This is a genomic window from Streptomyces sp. NPDC012637 (assembly GCF_042954805.1).
Taxonomy (GTDB): domain Bacteria; phylum Actinomycetota; class Actinomycetes; order Streptomycetales; family Streptomycetaceae; genus Streptomyces.
Genome location: NZ_JBIBDS010000004.1, coordinates 49,576 through 68,734, shown reverse-complemented (window position 1 = coordinate 68,734; position 19,159 = coordinate 49,576). Strand labels below are relative to the sequence as shown.

The 19,159-nt window shown below is 71.3% G+C and carries 19 protein-coding genes; 10 read left to right on the top strand and 9 right to left on the bottom strand.

The features are described 5' to 3' along the window. The first annotated feature begins 69 nt into the window (after positions 1-69). The 3 genes from ftsH (at position 70) to ACFY8W_RS17290 (ending at position 3,873) form a co-directional block, all read left to right on the top strand. Positions 70-2,094 (top strand): ATP-dependent zinc metalloprotease FtsH, encoded by a 2,025-nt coding sequence (gene ftsH, locus ACFY8W_RS17300; protein ID WP_384408489.1) that lies wholly within the window; start codon positions 70-72, stop codon positions 2,092-2,094. A 101-nt stretch (positions 2,095-2,195) separates the two neighbouring features. After that, the gene (folE, locus tag ACFY8W_RS17295; protein WP_391105691.1) at positions 2,196-2,801 is read left to right on the top strand and encodes a GTP cyclohydrolase I FolE; all 606 of its coding nucleotides are present in this window, start codon (positions 2,196-2,198) and stop codon (positions 2,799-2,801) included. A 70-nt stretch (positions 2,802-2,871) separates the two neighbouring features. Next, entirely contained in the window at positions 2,872-3,873 is a 1,002-nt protein-coding gene (locus ACFY8W_RS17290; RefSeq protein WP_391105690.1) for a hypothetical protein, read from the top strand. Positions 3,874-3,883: 10 nt separating this feature from the next. Here ACFY8W_RS17290 and ACFY8W_RS17285 read toward each other — a convergent pair whose 3' ends face one another. The 6 genes from ACFY8W_RS17285 to ACFY8W_RS17260 form a co-directional block, all read right to left on the bottom strand. Further along, a complete protein-coding gene (locus ACFY8W_RS17285; RefSeq protein ID WP_391105688.1) occupies positions 3,884-4,369 on the bottom strand; it encodes a DUF3180 family protein in 486 nt (161 codons plus the stop codon). A 75-nt stretch (positions 4,370-4,444) separates the two neighbouring features. After that, on the bottom strand, positions 4,445-5,044 hold the full coding sequence (gene folK, locus ACFY8W_RS17280) for a 2-amino-4-hydroxy-6-hydroxymethyldihydropteridine diphosphokinase (RefSeq protein WP_391105686.1): 600 nt from the start codon (positions 5,042-5,044) through the stop codon (positions 4,445-4,447). Next, positions 5,041-5,400, bottom strand: coding sequence for a dihydroneopterin aldolase (gene folB, locus ACFY8W_RS17275; RefSeq protein ID WP_384408479.1), 360 nt, complete (start codon positions 5,398-5,400; stop codon positions 5,041-5,043). Before folB ends, folK begins: the two co-directional genes overlap by 4 nt. Before the next feature lie 133 nt (positions 5,401-5,533). Continuing rightward, positions 5,534-5,932, bottom strand: coding sequence for a nuclear transport factor 2 family protein (locus tag ACFY8W_RS17270; protein WP_391106816.1), 399 nt, complete (start codon positions 5,930-5,932; stop codon positions 5,534-5,536). Between the two features lie 62 nt (positions 5,933-5,994). Beyond that, positions 5,995-6,855: a dihydropteroate synthase gene (folP, locus tag ACFY8W_RS17265; protein WP_391105685.1), complete on the bottom strand. Its 861-nt coding sequence runs from the start codon at positions 6,853-6,855 to the stop codon at positions 5,995-5,997. 28 nt (positions 6,856-6,883) lie between these two features. Continuing rightward, entirely contained in the window at positions 6,884-8,725 is a 1,842-nt protein-coding gene (locus ACFY8W_RS17260) for a phosphatidylglycerol lysyltransferase domain-containing protein (RefSeq protein WP_391105684.1), read from the bottom strand. A 175-nt stretch (positions 8,726-8,900) separates the two neighbouring features. On the opposite strand from ACFY8W_RS17260, the gene ACFY8W_RS17255 reads away from it, so the two are divergent. After that, positions 8,901-10,013: an alpha/beta hydrolase-fold protein gene (locus tag ACFY8W_RS17255; protein ID WP_391105683.1), complete on the top strand. Its 1,113-nt coding sequence runs from the start codon at positions 8,901-8,903 to the stop codon at positions 10,011-10,013. Here the strand turns inward: ACFY8W_RS17255 and ACFY8W_RS17250 are convergent. Beyond that, positions 10,000-11,097 carry an ATP-binding cassette domain-containing protein gene (locus ACFY8W_RS17250; protein ID WP_391105681.1) on the bottom strand — a complete coding sequence of 366 codons (1,098 nt, stop codon included), beginning with the start codon at positions 11,095-11,097 and terminating at the stop codon, positions 10,000-10,002. The two genes, ACFY8W_RS17255 and ACFY8W_RS17250, sit on opposite strands and share 14 nt — an antisense overlap. A 172-nt stretch (positions 11,098-11,269) precedes the next feature. Here ACFY8W_RS17250 and ACFY8W_RS17245 point away from each other — a divergent pair, with 172 nt between their 5' ends. The 4 genes from ACFY8W_RS17245 to ACFY8W_RS17230 all read left to right on the top strand — a co-directional run bounded on the left by ACFY8W_RS17245 (position 11,270) and on the right by ACFY8W_RS17230 (position 14,769). Continuing rightward, complete coding sequence (locus ACFY8W_RS17245) at positions 11,270-11,965, top strand: ABC transporter permease subunit (protein WP_391105679.1); 696 nt, start codon at positions 11,270-11,272, stop codon at positions 11,963-11,965. Between the two features lies 1 nt (position 11,966). Continuing rightward, the gene (locus ACFY8W_RS17240; protein ID WP_391105677.1) at positions 11,967-12,638 is read left to right on the top strand and encodes an ABC transporter permease subunit; all 672 of its coding nucleotides are present in this window, start codon (positions 11,967-11,969) and stop codon (positions 12,636-12,638) included. 5 nt (positions 12,639-12,643) lie between these two features. Beyond that, complete coding sequence (locus ACFY8W_RS17235) at positions 12,644-13,618, top strand: glycine betaine ABC transporter substrate-binding protein (protein ID WP_391105675.1); 975 nt, start codon at positions 12,644-12,646, stop codon at positions 13,616-13,618. 131 nt (positions 13,619-13,749) lie between these two features. Continuing rightward, positions 13,750-14,769 (top strand): coiled-coil domain-containing protein, encoded by a 1,020-nt coding sequence (locus ACFY8W_RS17230; RefSeq protein WP_391105673.1) that lies wholly within the window; start codon positions 13,750-13,752, stop codon positions 14,767-14,769. Positions 14,770-14,849: 80 nt separating this feature from the next. On the opposite strand, the gene ACFY8W_RS17225 is transcribed toward ACFY8W_RS17230, so the two are convergent. After that, on the bottom strand, positions 14,850-15,992 hold the full coding sequence (locus ACFY8W_RS17225) for an NADH-quinone oxidoreductase subunit D (protein ID WP_391105671.1): 1,143 nt from the start codon (positions 15,990-15,992) through the stop codon (positions 14,850-14,852). A 4-nt stretch (positions 15,993-15,996) separates the two neighbouring features. Further along, complete coding sequence (locus ACFY8W_RS17220) at positions 15,997-17,082, bottom strand: SAM-dependent methyltransferase (RefSeq protein WP_391106813.1); 1,086 nt, start codon at positions 17,080-17,082, stop codon at positions 15,997-15,999. Positions 17,083-17,230: 148 nt separating this feature from the next. On the opposite strand from ACFY8W_RS17220, the gene ACFY8W_RS17215 reads away from it, so the two are divergent. Together ACFY8W_RS17215 and ACFY8W_RS17210 are read left to right on the top strand one after the other, a co-directional pair. Continuing rightward, the gene (locus tag ACFY8W_RS17215; RefSeq protein WP_391105669.1) at positions 17,231-18,439 is read left to right on the top strand and encodes a histidine kinase; all 1,209 of its coding nucleotides are present in this window, start codon (positions 17,231-17,233) and stop codon (positions 18,437-18,439) included. 32 nt (positions 18,440-18,471) lie between these two features. Continuing rightward, on the top strand, positions 18,472-19,152 hold the full coding sequence (locus ACFY8W_RS17210; protein WP_391105667.1) for a response regulator: 681 nt from the start codon (positions 18,472-18,474) through the stop codon (positions 19,150-19,152). Positions 19,153-19,159: the final 7 nt, after the last annotated feature.

Here is a 19,159-nt window from a genome sequence, read left to right as displayed (position 1 = left end):
CAACCGCAGCTACTCAGCAGCATTCACCTACGGGCAGGAGGGACGGGGCGCCGAGCGCGCCCCGTATGGATGGACGTGAAGCGATACTTCCGCGGGCCGGTCATGTGGATCGTGCTGGCCGTCCTCGCCGTGGTCGTGCTGATGCAGGTCGTCGGCTCGTCCGAGGGCTACAAGACGGTGGACACCGGCAAGGTCGTCCAGGCGATCGACAAGAACCAGGTCAAATCCGCAAGGCTCACCACCGGTGACGAGCAGAACATCAAGATCACGCTCGTCGACGGCCAGAAGATCGACAAGAGCAGCAAGGTCCAGGCCCCGTACATCGGCACCCAGGGCGCCGACCTGGCCGACAAGCTCCAGGAGAAGTTCGAGGCCGGGCAGATCAAGGACGGCTACACCGTCTCCCCGGAGAAGCAGTCCCCGTTCGTCTCGGTCCTGTTCTCCCTGCTGCCCTTCGTCCTCATCGTGGTCGTCTTCCTCTTCCTGATGAACCAGATGCAGGGCGGCGGCTCCCGCGTCATGAACTTCGGGAAGTCCAAGGCCAAGCTCATCACCAAGGACACGCCCAAGACGACCTTCGCGGACGTCGCGGGCTCCGACGAGGCGGTCGAGGAACTCCACGAGATCAAGGAATTCCTCCAGGAGCCGGCCAAGTTCCAGGCCGTCGGCGCCAAGATCCCCAAGGGCGTACTGCTCTACGGCCCGCCCGGAACCGGCAAGACGCTCCTCGCGCGCGCCGTCGCCGGCGAGGCCGGCGTGCCCTTCTACTCGATCTCCGGCTCCGACTTCGTCGAGATGTTCGTCGGCGTCGGCGCCAGCCGCGTCCGCGACCTCTTCGAGCAGGCCAAGGCCAACGCCCCGGCCATCGTCTTCGTCGACGAGATCGACGCGGTCGGCCGCCACCGCGGCGCCGGCCTCGGCGGCGGACACGACGAGCGCGAGCAGACCCTCAACCAGCTGCTCGTCGAGATGGACGGCTTCGACGTGAAGGGCGGCGTCATCCTGATCGCCGCCACCAACCGGCCCGACATCCTCGACCCGGCCCTCCTGCGCCCCGGCCGCTTCGACCGGCAGATCGCCGTCGACCGCCCGGACATGCAGGGCCGTCTGGAGATCCTCAAGGTCCACCAGAAGGGCAAGCCGGTCGCCCCGGACGTCGACCTGGGCGCCGTCGCCCGCCGCACCCCCGGCTTCACCGGCGCGGACCTCTCCAACGTCCTGAACGAAGCGGCCCTCCTGACCGCCCGCTCGGACAAGAAGCTGATCGACAACAAGGCACTGGACGAGGCGATCGACCGCGTGGTCGCGGGCCCGCAGAAGCGGACCCGCATCATGTCGGACAAGGAGAAGAAGATCACCGCGTACCACGAGGGCGGCCACGCCCTGGTCGCGGCGGCCTCGCCGAACTCCGACCCGGTCCACAAGATCACCATCCTGTCCCGCGGCCGGGCCCTGGGCTACACCATGGTCCTGCCCGACGAGGACAAGTACTCCACCACGCGCAACGAGATGCTCGACCAGCTGGCCTACATGCTGGGCGGGCGCGCCGCCGAGGAGCTGGTCTTCCACGACCCGACCACCGGCGCCGCGAACGACATCGAGAAGGCCACCGCCACGGCCCGCGCGATGGTCACCCAGTACGGCATGACCGAGCGGCTCGGCGCCATCAAGTTCGGCGGCGACAACACCGAGCCCTTCCTCGGCCGTGAGATGGCGCACCAGCGCGACTACTCGGAAGAGGTCGCCGCACTGGTCGACGAAGAGGTCAAGAAGCTCATCGAGACCGCGCACAACGAGGCCTGGGAGATCCTCGTCGAGAACCGCGACGTCCTCGACAACCTGGTCCTCGCGCTGCTCGAGAAGGAGACCCTGGGCAAGGAGGAGATCGCCGAGATCTTCGCCCCCATCGTCAAGCGCCCGGCACGCCCGGCCTGGACCGGCTCGGCCCGCCGCACGCCGTCCACCCGCCCGCCGGTCCTCTCCCCGAAGGAGCTGGCCCTGACCAACAGCGCCAACGGCTCCTCGGCGGCGACCACCCCGGTCGACACCACCAAGTCGATCGACATCGCCCCGGAGGACACCCCGGAGCCGTAACCGCTCCACGGGCCCGGAATGGAAGCCGCGCCCCCACAGGTTCTAGCCTGTGGGGGCGCGGCTTTTTTCGCGCCAAGTCAGACAGACGGAACGAGGCACAGATGACCGACCCGGTGACGCTGGACGGCGAGGGCACGATCGGCGAGTTCGACGAGAAGCGCGCCGAGAACGCCGTACGGGAGCTGCTGATCGCGGTCGGCGAGGACCCGGACCGCGAGGGCCTCCGGGAGACGCCGGCGCGCGTGGCGCGGGCGTACAAGGAGCTGTTCGCAGGGCTCTGGCAGAAGCCGGAGGACGTCCTGACGACGACGTTCGACCTCGGGCACGACGAAATGGTGCTCGTGAAAGATATCGAACTGGTGTCCCAATGTGAACATCACTTGTTGCCGTTCCATGGCGTAGCTCACATTGGATACATTCCGGCTGAATCGGGCAAAATCACGGGATTGTCGAAGCTGGCCCGTCTTGTCGACGTCTTCGCCCGCCGCCCGCAGGTGCAGGAACGCCTGACGACCCAGATCGCCGATTCGCTGATGAGGATCCTCGACGCGCGTGGCGCGATCGTCGTGATCGAGGCCGAGCACATGTGCATGGCACTGCGCGGCGTCCGCAAGCCTGGCGCGAAGACGACGACCTCGGCGGTCCGAGGTCAACTTCGTGACGCTACTACACGAGCTGAGGCTATGTCCCTGATATTGGCCCGTTAGTAGCGGGCTGTCCGCCTTGCTCCATACCGTCCTTGATCAGTGAGATGACCGCTGATCAAGGGGGATCGGTATGGGGTACGGGCTTTCCAGCAAGATGCTGGTGAACCTGGTGGACGGCTGCGTCCAGGCGAAGAACGTGGCGCCTGGCAGCGCGATGTGGACGCTCGATGGCGACCGGACCGTGCAGACCACGGTCGTGGACGTGGCGGCGGCCAAGGGGCGTGAGGCCGTCGATGTGGTCACGGACCACATGACGTTCACCGCGAGCCCGGATCTGCTGCTGTCCACGCCCGATGGCTGGACGCACGCGCGGGACGCGGCGGGGGCGAGGGTCGCATGGACGCCGGCGCGGAAGCTGTGCCGGGAACGACTGACGATCCGCCCGGGGTACGAGTTCGGCTACTTCGTGGGCGCCACGTGCGCCGACGGGACAGTGCACAAGAACTACGTGTCACTGATCGTCAACGCGGAGGACTTCGCAGTCCGGTACGCGGCGGCCCTGAGGGCCTGCACAGGGCTTGCTGCGAGGGTGGAAGCAGTGAGCCGGCCTTCCGGTTACCTGAAACGGGACGTGGCTGGCTTCCGGGTCCGCGTGGTCTCCTCGTACCTCTCCGACCTCGTGCGGCAGTACGTGAGCGGGGATCCGCACCACATGCGCCAGCGCTTCCCCCGCGTCGTCCTGCGGGACGTGGAGACGTTCAGGGGCTTCATGGATGGCTACGTGGACGGGGACGGATGCCGGGTTACATGGGGTAACTACGAGGGTCGGGTGGTGGTGAGTGCCAACGTTCCGTTTCTGCGGGAATGGGCACCGATCATCGGAGCGCAGTTCACGCCGGAGGCCGTACCAGGGCGCGCCTCGCGTCTATACATCGCTGACCGCTGGCCTAGCCGTGACACCTTCCGACCCGAGGAGCATCCCCTGCAGCTACGGGAGTCCTCCTGGGTCCAGGTCCGCGAAGTCCGCCCCCGTCCCGCCCTCGGTGCCAAGCCCTTCACCTTCTACAGCTACAAGCTGTCCCCGCACCCCACGTTCCTCGTGAACGGGCACCTCGTTCGCGAGCCCTGGTAACGGAGAAGGGTCAGGCGCGGGCCTTGCCCGGGCCGTTGTGGTCCTCGTCCTCCGGGAGCTTGCAGACGCGCTCCAGGAAGAGGGCCGCGGCGATGACGGCGATGCCGGCCAGGACCGCGAAGGCGGCGTAGATGGCCTGGTCGCGGCGGGCGGGGATGTCGAGGGAGTCGAGGAGGACGACGCCCGTGCCGCCGTACATGCCGGCGACGAGGGCGGCGACGAGGGCGCTGGCCTGGCCGAAGACGACGGCGCGGGCGGCCATCAGGGGTTCGACGCCCTTGGCGTCGGGGCGGCGCTCACGCTGGGCCTTGAGGCGGGCGCGCAGCGAGAGGGCCGTGGCGAAGAGGATCGCCGCGATCGCCGCGAGGACGATGGGGGCGGCGAGCGGCACGCTGGGCAGCGTGCCGACCGAGTTCCACAGGCGGGCGGCGCCCCAGGAGAGGATTCCGGCGGCGAGGAACAGTCCGGCGAGCACCTTGAGCCGCAGTTGTTTCACCGGGAGTCGTCCTTCGTGTGTGCCGGGCGTGTGGCCGGGTGCCTGTCCGTCTGGTGTCTCTGAGGAGCCTAACGACTACTCGGGGAGTCGGAGTTCCAGGTCGGTCCGTGCCGCGACGCCGTCGTGACCCAGGGTGGCGAGGAGGTCGGCGACGGGGCCGCGGCCGGGGAGCTGAGCCTCGGGGTCGACGTCGTGCCAGGGGGCGAGGACGAAGGCGCGCTGGTGGGCGCGGGGGTGGGGGAGGGTGAGGACCGGGTCGTCGGAGACGACGTCGGCGTACGTGATGATGTCGACGTCGATGGTGCGGGCGCCCCAGCGCTCCTCGCGGACGCGGAGGAAGGCCTCCTCGACGGCGTGGGCCCGCTCCAGGAGGGAGCTGGGGGGCAGGGTGGTCTTCACGAGGAGGACGGCGTTGAAGTACGAGGGCTGGGTGCCGGGCTCGACGCCCCAGGGCTCGGTCTCGTAGACGGGGGAGACGGCCTTGACGCGCAGGCCGGGGGTGTCCTCGAGGGCGTCGACGGCGCCCTGGAGGGTCTCCAGGCGGTTGCCGAGGTTGGCGCCGAGGGCGAGGACGGCCCATTTGGGGTTGGAGAGGGTGTGGTCGGCCGCGTCGACGGCGGCGGTGACGGCCGCGGGGACGGGCTGCACGGTGGGGTCGCTCTGCTGGGGCTTCATGCGCGGCTCCGGGTGATGGTGATGGTCACGTCGTCGAAGGGGACGGTGATCGGTGCGTCCGGCTTGTGGACGACGACCTCGACCTCCTGGACGCCGGCGTGCTTGAGGCACTGCTGGGCGATGCGCTCGGCGAGCGTCTCGATGAGGTCCACGGGTTCGCCCTGGACGACGTCGACGACCTCTTCGGCGACCACGCCGTAGTGGACGGTCTTCGTCAGGTCGTCGTCGGCGGCCGCGGCGCGGGTGTCGATGCCGAGGGTGAGGTCGACGATGAAGGTCTGCCCCTCCTCGCGCTCCTTGGGGAAGACGCCGTGGTGTCCTCGGGCCTTGAGGCCGCGCAGCGCGACACGATCCACGCGAATCACTCCTGCTGTCGTAGTTCCGGTGGGCACGCAGCCGGGTGCGGACGGCCGGGTGTCCACCACCGAATCTACCCGCGGGCACCGACAGCGGGAGCGGGGGCTCCTGAACGGCGGCTCAGTCGGGGGTTTATTCGGCGGTGTCGTCGCCGTCGGCGGGGTCGCTTTCGGGGATCACCGGGGAGCCGTGGTGGGACCACACCTTCCACCCCTCCGACGTGCGGCGGAACACGTTGGTGGCGACGACGAGCTGGCCGACGAGGGGGCCGAGTTCGGCGCCGTCCTCGGCGGGTCCGCCGCTGAGGATGTTCTCGGTGCACGTGACGACCGCCACGTCGGCGGCGAGGGAGATCTCGACGTCGGTGAGGAAGAACTGGATGTAGTCGGTGTTCGCCATGATCAGCGCGTACGAGCGGAGGACGTCGCCGCGGCCGGTGAGGACGGGCCAGCCGGGGTGGACGCAGGAGATCTCGGTGGCGCCGTCGTCCAGCCACAGGTCGGTGACGGTGTCGAAGTCGCCCTGTTCCATCGCTTCGTAGAAGGCGGTGTTGGCGGCTTCGACGGCGGCCCGGTCGGCTTCGCGGGTGCGGCTCACCGGGCTCCCTCGACGGCTCTGGCGACCCGTACGGCGTCGGCGGTGGCGCGGACCTCGTGGACGCGGACGGCCCAGGCGCCTTCGTGGGCGGCGATGGCGGAGACGGCCGCGGTGGCGGCGTCGCGTTCGCGGGCGGGCGGCGGGGCGGCGCCGTCGTGGGCGAGTACGTGGCCGAGGAAGCGCTTGCGGGAGGCGGCCACGAGCAGGGGGCGGCCGAAGGTGCGCAGCTCGGAGAGGTGGGCGACGAGGGCGAGGTCGTGCGGGGCGAGCTTGGCGAAGCCGAGGCCGGGGTCGACGACGATGCGTTCGGGGGCGATGCCGCCGTCGACGACGGCTTCCATGCGGGTGCGGAGTTCGGTGACGACCTCGGTGACGACGTCGTCGTAGACGGCGAGGCTGTTCATGCTGTCGCTGAAGCCGCGCCAGTGCATGACGACGAAGGGGACCTCGGCGGCGGCGACGGCGGGGACCATGCCGGGGTCGGCGAGGCCACCGCTGACGTCGTTGACGAGGGTGGCGCCGGCGGCGACGGCGCGGGCGGCGACGGTGGCGCGCATGGTGTCGACGGAGACGGTGACGCCTTCGGCGGCGAGGCCGCGGACGACGGGGATGACGCGGCGGAGTTCCTCGTCCTCGTCGACGCGGCTGGCGCCGGGCCGGGTGGATTCGCCGCCGACGTCGACGAGGTCGGCGCCTTCGGCGACGAGGTCGAGGCCGTGTTTGACGGCGGCCGTGGTGTCGAACCAGCGGCCGCCGTCGGAGAAGGAGTCGGGGGTCACGTTGACTACGCCCATGACCGCGCAGCGGTCCCACTCCGGCAGGCCGAGTGCCGTGCCCCGGTCGATCGTCGTACTCATGCGTCCAGCGTAGGGCCCGGGGGTGGGTTCAGGCGGCGCGGACCTCGTGCTCGGCCTGGCTGGGGACGATGTGGGCGCAGGGGCGGGGTGCGGGGGTGTGGGAGCGGCGGCGCAGGGGCCGGGGGAGGGTGACGTTCACGAAGCCTTCGGCTTGCATGGCGGCGAAGCCGATGCGGGGGAGGTCGCGGCTCTTGCGGTAGATGACGAAGCGGGGTTCCCAGCGCGGCTGGAACTTGGCGTTGAACTTGTACAGGGACTCGATCTGGAACCAGCGGGAGAGGAAGACGAGGAGTCCGCGCCAGAGGCGCAGGACGGGGCCGGCGCCGATCTTCTCGCCGCGGGCGAGGGCCGCGCGGAACATGGCGAAGTTGAGGGAGACGCGCTGGATGCCGAGGCGGGGGGAGGCCTGGAGGGCGGCGACGATGAGGAGCTCGTTCATGCCGGGGTCGGCGCTGCGGTCGCGGCGCATGAGTTCGAGGGACATGCCGTCGGTGCCCCAGGGCACGAAGTGGATGATCGCCTTCAGGTCGCCGTAGGGGGAGTCGGTGTCCTCGGGGTCCTCTTTGTGGGCGGTTGCTATGACCGCCTCGCCGTCGCCGGGGTCGCCGATGCGGCCGAGGGCCATGGAGAAGCCGCGCTCGGTGTCGGTGCCGCGCCAGTCGGCGGCGGCGCGGCGGACGCGTTCGAGTTCGCCGTCGCTGAGGTCGGCGACGCGGCGGACCTTGGTGGTGTAGCCGTTGCGTTCGATGCGCTTGACCATCTGGCGGACGTTGCGCATGGCGCGGCCGGAGAGGGAGAAGTCGGCGACGTCGACGACGGCCTCGTCGCCGAGTTCGAGGGCGTCGAGTCCGGTCTCGCGGGTCCAGACCTGGCCGCCGGTCTCGGAGCAGCCCATGACGGCGGGGGTCCAGGAGTGGGCCTTGGCTTCGTCCATGAAGCGTTCGATGGCGCCGGGCCAGGCCTCGACGTCGCCGATGGGGTCGCCGCTGGCGAGCATGACGCCGGAGACGACGCGGTAGCAGACGGCGGCCTTGCCGCTGGGGGAGAAGACGACGCCCTTGTCGCGGCGGAGGGCGAAGTGGCCGAGGGAGTCGCGGGCGCCGTGCTTATCGAGGAGGGCGCGGAGCTTGGCCTCGTCGTCCTCGGTGAGCCGGGCGGCGGGGTGTTCGGGCCGGAAGGCCAAGTAGATGGTGGTGAGGGCGGTGAGCATGCCGAGGGCGCCGAGGGAGTAGCCGACGGTCCAGTCGACGTTGCCGGTGTAGGCGACGGGGCCTTCGACGCCGAACAGGCCGTAGAGGACGTGTTCGAGGCGGTCGGTGAGGCTGGGGCTGCCGACGACGCGGCGCGGGTGGGCGCTGACGATGACGAGGCCGAGCGCGATGGATCCGGCGCCCATGAGGACGAAGTTGGCGAGGGCCCGCCAGCGGCTGCGGGGGTCGGGCAGGGCGGCGAACTGGGCGCGGTGGCGGACGAGGAGGGCGAGCAGCGCGAGGGAGAGCAGGGCGCCGGTGAGCGAGTGGCGCCAGACGAACTGGGCGACGGCGCCGAGCGGCAGCAGGACGACGGCGGCCCGCCAGGCGCGGCGCTTGTGGCGCTTGAGGCCGTGGGCGAGCAGCAGGAGCAGGACGCCGGCGCTGAGGGAGAGGGCCGCGGAGAGCGGTCCGAGGGTGCCGGGGAGTACCTCGGCGACGGCGTGCATGCGGCTGGCGCGGAACCGCGGGAAGACGCCCGCGGCGATGTCGATCAGGCCGATCAGGGTGCAGGCCGTACCGACGAGTGCCGGGACCTTCTCCGGTCGGGGGCCGCGCAGAATCCGGCGTACCCGATCCGGAACCGATCCGGATTTGTCCCCATCTACCGTGACAGACATCGCTTCCCGTGCTTCCCGTGGCTTCGCGAGAGATCGTTGACTCTCCGGTGGCCGGGCTGGTCGGGCCGGGCCGTTCCGGAGGTTTGCGCCTTCTAGGACGGAGTAGCGATGTGGCGGGTTCACTCGCCGTCAGGGAAATCTCAGGGAAAATTCAGGAAGAAAGCTCGGACGTCTCATGGGTCTCACCAGCAACAAAGTTCTCGCGCTGGCCGTGGTGCTGGCCGTGGTGCTGTTCGTCGCCACGGTCTGGTTCTGGCCGCGGCTCGCGCGCGGTGGCTGGAAGTCCGTCCTGGGACGGATCGGGCTGCTGCTCGCCACCCAGCTGACGCTGTTCGCCTCGGTCGGTCTGGCCGCGAACAACTCCTTCCTCTTCTACGGCTCGTGGGCGGACCTCTTCGGCCAGGAGCAGGACATGGGCGTGGTCGTGGACCACTCGGCCGGCTCCAAGGACGTGAAGGTCGTCGGCACCCAGGCGGTGGACGTGCCGGGCGGCGGGCGTCCCTCGGTCGGCGGACAGATACAGAAGGTGGTCATAGCGGGCGAGAAGTCGAAGATCGACTCGCCGGCGTACGTGTACCTGCCGCCGGAGTACTTCCAGGGCCGGTACGCGAAGTCGACGTTCCCGGCCTCCGTGGTGCTGACCGGCTACCCGGGCACGGCCGAGAACCTGCTGAAGGGCCTGAAGTACCCGAAGACGGCCTACCAGCAGGCCAAGGACAAGAAGATGCGGCCGATGATCCTCGTGATGCTGCGGCCGACCGTGGCGCCGCCGCGGGACACCGAGTGCGTGAACGTGCCGGGCGGCCCGCAGACCGAGACCTTCTTCGCGGAGGACCTGCCGAAGGCGATCTCGGAGACCTACCGGGTCGGGACCAAGGCGCGGAACTGGGGCTTCATGGGGAACTCGACCGGCGGCTACTGCGCCCTGAAGATCGCGCTGCACCACCCGGACCGGTTCGCGGCGGGCGCGGGCTTCTCCGCGTACTACAAGGCGGCCGACGACGTGACGACCGGCGACCTGTTCCACGGCGACGCGGCGGCGCGCAACCGGGCGGACCTGCTGTGGAGCCTGGACCACCTGCCGCAGGGGAACTCGTCGTTCCTGGTGACGTCGTCGCGGCAGGGTGAGGGCAACCTCAAGGGGACGCAGGACTTCATCAGGAAGGTGAAGGCCCCGGCGAAGGTCTCGTCGATCATGCTCGACAGCGGCGGCCACAACTTCAACACCTGGAACCGGGAGATCCCGCCGGGCCTGGTGTGGATGAGCGGCCGGCTCAGCGCGAGCTGACCTCCGCCGCGGCGGTACGGCGCAGGGCGCGGTGGACGCCCGCCGTGGTGAGCGAGCCGAGCACCCGGCCGGGCTCGCCGGGGGCGTGCACGGCGACCCGTCCGGCGTCGTGCTGGAGGAGGACGGCGAGGGCGTCCTTCAGGGACGCGCCGAGCGGGACGGCGGGAGCCTCGCCGGTGGCGGCGCCGAGGGCCTTCCCGGTGGCCGCGCCCAAGGACCGGCCGGGCGCCGTGCCCGAGGGGCCGGAGGACGTGCCGGGCGCCGTGCCGGTGGCCGTGCCCGGGGAGCCGGAGGCCCGGCCGGGCGCCGGCTCCTCCAGGTCGGCCTCGGTGACCGGGGTGACCGCGAGGCGCTTGAGGCCGCGGTCCGCGCCGACGAAGTCGGCGACGTACGGGGTGGCGGGAGCGCCGAGGACGGTGGTCGGGGTGTCGAACTGCTCGATGCGGCCCTGCCCGTAGACGGCGATGCGGTCGCCGAGCCGGATCGCCTCCTCCAGGTCGTGGGTGACGAGCAGCACCGTCTTGCGGACGGTGGCCTGGAGCTTCAGGAACTCGCTCTGCAGCCGTTCGCGCACCACCGGGTCGACCGCGCCGAACGGCTCGTCCATGAGCAGCACCGGCGGGTCGGCGGCGAGCGCCCGGGCCACGCCGACCCGCTGGCGCTGGCCGCCGGAGAGCTGCTCGGGGTAGCGGTGGCCGTACGTTCCGGGGTCGAGGCCCACCAGGTCGAGGAGTTCGGCGGCGCGCTCGCGGGCCCTCGCCTTCTTCCAGCCCAGCAGGGCCGGGACGGTGGCCGTGTTGTCGAGGACGGTGCGGTGCGGGAAGAGGCCGACCTGCTGGATCACGTAGCCGATGGTGCGGCGGAGCCGGACCGGGTCGACGGTCGCGATGTCCTCGCCGCCGAGCAGGATCCGGCCCGAGGTCGGCTCGACGAGCCGGTTCACCATCTTCATGGTGGTGGTCTTGCCGCAGCCGGACGGGCCGACGAGCGTGACCAGTTCGCCCTCGGCGACCTCGAAGGACAGCTCGTCGACGGCGGTCGTGCCGTCCGCGTACCGCTTGGTGACCTGCTCGAACCGGATCATGGTTCCCCATTCTGACCCTTCGCGGCCCGCATTGTGTGAAGGAAGTATTTCCACACTGTGGCGTTCGCCGGTGATTGTCATGGGGCGGGGTTAGGGTCGCCACACGGACGGTCGACCGACGTCCGGAAGGCCGGTGGACCGGCGAGCGCGTGGCGACGGGGGGTGTACGCACATGGCCGCGGCCGACTGTCTGGTGGCGAACGACTGGATCTGCGGCGAGTACCTGCGCACCCGCTCCCAGGAGCTGACCGACGCCACCCTCCAGCATGTGGGAATCACCGTGGTGTCGGTGCTGCTCGGCCTGGTCGTCGCCTTCCCGCTCGCCCTTCTCGTACGGGCCCGGCCGAAGTTCGCGGGCCCGGTCCTCGGGCTCACCACCCTGCTCTACACGATTCCCTCGCTCGCGATGTTCTCGCTGCTTCTGCCCTTCCTCGGGCTGTCCTCGGCGCTCGTCGTGACCGGCCTCGTGCTGTACTCGCTGACGATCCTGGTCCGCGGCGTGCTGGCCGGCCTCGCGGCCGTCCCCGCCGAGACCCGGGAGGCCGCCAGGGGCATGGGATACGGGGCGGGACGGCTGCTCTGGGAGGTCGAACTCCCGCTCGCGCTGCCCGCGCTGATGGCCGGCATACGGATGGCGACCGTCTCCACGATCGCGCTCACCACGGTCGGCTCCATCGTCGGCCGCGGCGGCCTCGGCAATCTCATCGAGGACGCCCTGCCCACCTTCTTCAAGGCCCAGGTGCTCGCCGCCTCCGTGCTGTGCGTGCTGCTCGCGGTCGCCGCCGACCTGCTGCTCCTCGCGCTCCAGCGGCTCCTCACGCCCTGGACGCGGATGCGCGCCGGCTCGGCCCGGACGGGAGGCGGCTGAGATGAGCGTGGTCGCGGACGCCTGGAGCTGGCTCACCACCGGCGCCAACTGGTCCGGCGAGAGCGGCATCCGGCACCGGCTCGCCGAGCACCTGTACGTGAGCGGGACCGCCCTGCTCCTCGCCTGTGCCCTCGCCCTGCCGCTCGGCCTGTGGCTCGGCCATCTCGGCAAGGGCGGCACGGTCGCGGTCAACGTCTCCAACGCGGGCCGGGCCGTGCCCGTCTTCGCGGTGCTCGCGCTGTTCATGGTCTCGCCGCTGCGCAACGCCGGTTACGTGCCGACGGTCGTCGCGCTCGTCCTCTTCGCGATACCTCCGCTGCTCACCCACGCCTACGTGGGCGTACGGGAGGTGGACCGCGCGGTCGTCGAGGCCGCCCGGGGCATGGGCATGTCCGGCGGCCAGCTCTTCCGCGGCGTCGAACTGCCCCTGGCCCGGCCGATGCTGATGACCGGCCTGCGCTCGGCGGCCGTGCAGGTGGTCGCGACCGCGACCATCGCCGCCATGGTCGGCCAGGGCGGCCTCGGCCGGATCATCACCGCAGGGTTCAACACGTACAACACACCGCAGGTGGTCGCGGGCGCCGTGCTCGTGGCCCTGCTCGCCCTCCTCGTGGAGGCGCTGCTCGTGGCCGCGGACCGGCTCCTCGGCCGCGCCGGACGACTGAAGGGATGATCTTTGTGACCAGGGCGTTGCGTGTCACGGGAGCGGTGGTGGGCGCGGCGGTGCTGGCCGTCTCGCTCGCCGCGTGCGGTGGCGGAGACAGCCTGGAGAAGTCCAAGCCGGGCGGCGGGGACGCCGGGAGCGGCAAGGGACAGCTCGTCGTCGGCGCCGCCGCGTTCACCGAGTCGAAGGTGCTCGCCGAGCTCTACGCCCAGGTGCTGGACGACGCCGGATACTCCGCGAGCGTCACCACCGTGAAGAATCGCGAGCTGTACGAACCTTCCCTGGAGAAGGGCGAGATCGACGTCGTACCGGAATACGCGGCGACGCTCGCGGAATTCCTCAACGCGAAGGTGAACGGGCCGAAGGCGCCCGAGGAGAAGCCGGTCGCCTCCGGAGACCCGGCCGCCACCACGGAAGCGCTGAAGAAGCTCGCCGAACCGCGCGGCCTGAAGGTGCTCGCGTTCGGCGAGGCCGTCGACCAGAACGCCTTTGCCGTGAGCAGGGAATTCGCGGAGAAGAACAAGCTGAGCACGCTTTCCGATCTCGGCGCGGCCAAGCTCAAGGTGAAGATCGCGGCCGGCGACGAATGCGAGATCCGTCCCTTCTGCGCGCCCGGTCTGAAGAAGACGTACGGGATCGACGTGACCGGCGTCGATCCCAGGGGAGTCGGCACCCCGCAGGCCAAGCAGGCCGTCAAGGACGGCATCGACCAGCTGGTGCTCACCACCACCACGGACGCCACTGTCGAGTCCTTCGGCCTCGTCTTCCTCCAGGACGACAAGAAGCTGCAGAACGCCGACAACGTGCTGCCCGTCGTCAATGCCGAGGACGCCGGTTCGCCGGAGATAGCCGCCGCCCTCGACAAGATCACCAAGGTGCTGACCACGGCGGATCTCGCCGAACTCAACCGCAAGGTGGACGCGGAGCGGGCGAAGCCCGAGGACGTCGCCAAGGCCTATCTGGAGTCGAAGGGGCTGCTCAAGAAGTAGGCGCCGGGTAAGGGGAGTAGGCCGGGCCCGGCCGGGAATGGCGACGGACCGGGCCGGCTACGGCGAGAACTCGCCAAGAGATTGCCGGGCCGACGCCCCATACGGCGCCTACGCACGGTAAATTTCAGGCCATGCCACGTGGACGTCACCGCCATTCCCCACCTCTGCACAAGCTCCTGCCGCCCTCCGCGGTCGCCGGGGCTTCGGTCGTCTGTGCTGCGGGCGCCTGGCTGTTCGGTGATCCGGTGGTGCTGCGGCTGCTCGTCGCGGCAGCGGCGGCGGCCGCGGTCACGGGAGCCGTCCTCATGCGCAGTTGGGACCGCGAGGCGGGCCGCCAGGTCGCCGAGCTGACCCGCGCCCGCACGGCGGACCAGTGGAAGCACGAGGAGCGGATCGCCGAACTGGAGTCCGACCTGGAGGAGTCGCGCGAGCTGCGCACCCGCCTGGACGCCAAGCTGCGCGCCAAGCGCGTCGAGCTGGCCGGCCTCCGCTCCGAGCACGCCGACCTGCTGCGCCGGTACGCCACGGCGGAGACCGAGCGGGCCAGTGCGCTGGAGGGCCGCCGGGTGCTCGCCCTGGAGAGCTCCGCCACGACACAGGCCAAGGCCCTGCCCCCCGCCGGCTCCACGCCGACGCCCGAGGCCTACCGCCGGGCGGCCGAGGCACTGCGGAAGCTGGCGTCCAGGTCCGAGCCGGACCCGGATCCGGAGACCACGCGGGAGCCGCTGGACGGTCCCGAGGCGACGGCGGGGACGGAAGCCGCGCCGGAGCCGGTGCCGGTGCCGACGGCGGAGACGGCCGGGGACAACGCGCGGGACGGCCACGACGCGCACGACGCCCACACCAAGGCGCCCGCGATGCGCCACGTCCCGGCAGCGGCAGCGATCGTCCCGTACGCCACGCGCCGGCCGGTCCCGCGCCCCTCGGGCGGTTTCGACTACTTCGGCACGCTGGGCGCGAAGAAGGCGGCCGCGGCGATCGAGGCCGTGCAGAACACCGACCTGGCCGACGTCGTCGGCGAGGAGGTCCTGGCGTCCGCCGTCGCGCGGCCCGCGGAGCAGCGGGCGATCGGCCAGGTCATCGACCTGACCGCGCACGACGAGACCGAGCAGCTCGATGTGGCGGAGCTGCGCGGAGCGGTCAACTCGTAACGAAGAGCACGGCAGAAGGCGGAAGGCGCCGGCGGAGAGATCCGCCGGCGCCTTCCGCCTTCTGCCGTGCTCCCCGCCCGCTACTTGTCGATGTCGCCGACGACGAAGAAGAGCGAGCCCAGGATCGCCACCATGTCGGCCACCAGAGTCCCCGGCAGCAGCTCGGTCAGCGCCTGGATGTTGTTGTACGAGGCCGAGCGCAGCTTGAGCCGGTACGGCGTCTTCTCGCCCTTGGAGACCAGGTAGTAGCCGTTGATGCCGAGCGGGTTCTCGGTCCAGGCGTAGGTGTGCCCCTCGGGCGCCTTGAGGACCTTCGGCAGCCGCTGGTTGATCGGCCCCTGCGGCAGCTGATCCAGCCGGTCCAGACAGGCGTCGGCGAGCTCCAGCGAGTTGTGGGTCTGGTCGAGCAGGCACTCGAAGCGGGCCAGGCAGTCGCCCTCGGACCGGGTCACCACCCGCAGCGTGTCCTGGAGCTCCCCGTACGCCAGGTACGGCTCGTCCCGGCGCAGGTCGAAGTCGACGCCCGAGGCGCGGGCGATGGGCCCGGACACCCCGTACGCGTGCACGGTCTCCGGCCGCAGCACTCCCACACCGCGCGTCCGCCCCCGGAAGATCTCGTTGCCGAGCACCAGCCGGTCGTACACGTCCATCCGCGACCGCACGTCCGCGACCGCCTGCCGCGCCCGCCCGAGCCAGCCGGCCGGCAGGTCCTCCTTGAGGCCGCCGACCCGGTTGAACATGTAGTGCATCCGGCCGCCGGAGACCTCCTCCATGACGGCCTGGAGCTCCTCGCGCTCGCGGAACGCGTGGAAGACCGGGGTGATCCCGCCCAGCTCCAGGGGGTACGACCCGAGGAACATCAGGTGGTTGAGCACCCGGTTCAGCTCGGCGAGCAGCGTCCGCGTCCACACGGCCCGCTCCGGCACCTCCATGCCGAGCATCCGCTCGACCGCCATGACGACGCCGAGCTCGTTGGAGAACGCGGAGAGCCAGTCGTGCCGGTTGGCCAGCATGATGATCTGCCGGTAGTCACGCGCCTCGAAGAGCTTCTCGGCCCCGCGGTGCATGTACCCGATCACCGGCTCGGCCGCCCGCACCACCTCACCGTCGAGCACCAGCCGCAGCCGGAGCACGCCGTGCGTGGAGGGGTGCTGCGGCCCGATGTTCAGCACCATGTCGGTGCTCTCCGCCGCGCCGCCGATGCCGACCGTCGTCTCCGTCATGCGGTCAGTATCCCCTGCCGTCGGGGACGCGCTGAAGCAGCCACAGGAAGTCGCCGAGACCGCCCTGGGCGGTCAGTTCCGCCGCCTCACCGGCGCTCGCGAGGGCGCGGACGTAGGCGGTGGGGTCGGTGGACGCGAGGCTGAGCGGCGGCCGGGAGCCGGTGACGCCGAGCTCGCGGAGGGCCGCGCGCTGCGTGAGGAGCCCGCCCGCCCCGGTGGCGGGCCGGGCGCCTGTCGTACGGTCCGGCCCGGCGGCGGTCGCGAGGGCCGGCCAGGCGCCTCTCGGAGGGGCCTGCCCGGCGCCCGTCGTGGCGTTCGGCCCGGGGCCCGCATCCGGCGCGGGCGCCGGGCCGAGGGCCGCCTCGCCCGCCGCCGCGCACGCGTCCAGGGCCACGTGCGCCGTCAGGTCGCGGCTGCCGTCCGGGACCGGCGGGACCTCGCGGCCCGCGCGGAAGGCGGTCAGGGTGCCGAACGGCGGACGGCCGGACTTCAGGTGGGCGTAGTCGACGGATACCGCCGTGCCCGCCGCCAGGGCGCTCACGGCGGCCGCCCAGGCCTCGTCGCGCGGCCGGCCGATCTCCGCGCGGTCGCCCGGCTCCCGCAGCGGCCACCAGCGCTCCAGCCACTCCGCGTCCGGGCCGGTCACCTCGTCGCCCAGCCGTTCGGTGCCGTCGACGCGCACCTGCACGTAGCGGACGGCCTCGTCGTCGTCGACCTGCGCCACGTCCACCGGCACGTTGTCCAGCCACTCGTTCGCGAAGAGCAGGCCCCGCTCGCCCGCCGGGATCCGGCCGGTCCAGGTGATCCGCGGGTCCAGGCCCTCCGGCCGGGCCGCGCGCTCCACCCCGTACGGGCGGACCCTGAGACCCTCCGGGACGGCCGCGAGCACGCCGGTGAGCAGTTCGCCCCGTCCCGCGCCGACGTCCACGAACGCGACCTCGTCCGTGCCCAGGTCCTCCGCGACCCGCACCAGGAGCCGGGCCACGGCCCCCGCGAACAGCGGGGAGGCGTGCACCGAGGTCCGGAAGTGGCCGGCCGGCCCCTCGGGGCGCAGGAAGAAGCCTCCGGGGCCGTAGAGGGCCCGCTCCATGGCCGCCCGCCACCCCAGCCACCCGGCCCACTGACACGTCTCATCCGTCACATGCCCCAGTCTCCACCTTGGGGAGTACGGGCCTCACGGGAAGGATCGGCCCCACGGTTGACCCCTGCACCTATCTCCTTTCCCTACGCTGGGTCACGTGCAGCGCCTCTACGACTTCATCCGCAGACACCCGACGGGCGTCGACACCTTCTGGTCGGTCGTCCTGTTCGGTTTCTCCCTGCTGTGGGTGGTTTCGGCCCCCTCGGGGACCGAGGGCACGCCCGCCGCGTACGTCGGCGTCGCCGCGCTGTTCTCCCTGGTCGTCGCGATGCGGCGGCGCATGCCCGAGAAGATGCTGGTCCTCGCGGTCGCCCTGGGCCTCGCCCAGCTCGCCCTCGGGCTGCACCCGTTCATGGCCGACTTCGCCATGCTCGTGATCATCTACACCGTCGCCGCGCACGACGGCCCCCGCTGGGCCTCCCGGCTCGCACTGGCCGGCGGTCTGAGCGCCGCCACCCTCGCCCAGCTGCGCTGGCCGCTGGAGGGCGGCAACGAGTCCTCCGCGGCCAAGGTCTTCTTCACGGTCATCATGACCGTGCCCTTCGCGCTCGCCTGGGTCCTCGGCGACTCCCTGCGCACCCGCCGCGCGTACTTCGCGCAGCTGGAGGAGCGCGCCTCCCGCCTGGAGAAGGAGCGCGAGGCGCAGGCCAAGGTCGCGGTCGCCGCCGAGCGCGCCCGGATCGCCCGCGAGCTGCACGACGTCGTCGCCCACAACGTCTCCGTGATGGTGGTGCAGGCAGACGGCGCCGCGTACGTCATGGACTCCTCGCCCGAGACCGCCAAGCAGGCCCTGGAGACCATCTCCTCCACCGGCCGCCAGGCGCTCGCCGAGATGCGCCGGCTGCTCGGCATCCTGCGCACCGGCGAGCACCAGGAAGCCGGGGAGTACGTGCCCCAGCCCGACGTGCAGCAGATCGAGGACCTGGTCGAGCAGGTCCGCGGCGCCGGGCTCGCCGTCGACTTCAAGATCGAGGGCACACCGCGCCCACTGCCCAGCGGCGTCGAGCTCACCGCGTACCGGATCGTCCAGGAAGCCCTCACCAACACCCGCAAGCACGGCGGCCCCGACGCCGGCGCCAGCGTCCGCCTCGTGTACTTCGACGACGGCCTCGGGCTGCTCGTCGAGGACGACGGGCGCGGTGCGCCGCAGGAGATGTACGAGGACGGCGGGGCCGACGGCCGCGGCCACGGCATGATCGGCATGCGGGAGCGCGTCGGCATGGTCGGCGGCACCCTGGACGCGGGCCCGCGTCCCGGCGGAGGCTTCCGCATCAGCGCCCTGCTCCCCCTCAAGCCCGCTCACTGACGCCCCGCCCCTGACGACCCCTAAGGATCTCCATGTCCATCCGCGTGATGCTCGTCGACGACCAGGTGCTGCTGCGCACCGGTTTCCGCATGGTGCTGGCCGCCCAGCCGGACATGGAGGTCGTGGCGGAGGCGGGCGACGGCGTGGAGGCCCTGGAGGCCCTGCGGAGCACCCAGGTGGACGTCGTCCTGATGGACGTGCGCATGCCCAAGCTGGACGGCGTCGAGACCACCCGGCGGATCTGCGCGGAGCCGGGGGCGCCGAAGGTGCTCATCCTCACGACCTTCGACCTCGACGAGTACGCGTTCTCCGGGCTGAAGGCGGGCGCGAGCGGCTTCATGCTCAAGGACGTGCCGCCGGCCGAGCTGCTGGGGGCGATCCGCTCCGTGCACAGCGGCGACGCGGTGGTCGCCCCGTCCACCACCCGCCGCCTCCTGGACCGCTTCTCGCCGATGCTGCCGTCGACCGGCAAGGAGCCCGGCCACAAGGAGCTGGACAGGCTCACCGAGCGCGAGCGCGAGGTCATGCTGCTCGTGGCGCAGGGCCTGTCGAACGGCGAGATCGCGGCCCGGCTCGTGCTGTCCGAGGCGACCGTGAAGACCCACGTGGGCCGCATCCTCACCAAGCTGGGCCTGCGCGACCGCGTCCAGGTCGTCGTCCTCGCGTACGAGACGGGCCTGGTCCGCGCGGGCGGCGGCGCGGCCGGGCGCTGAGGCCCGG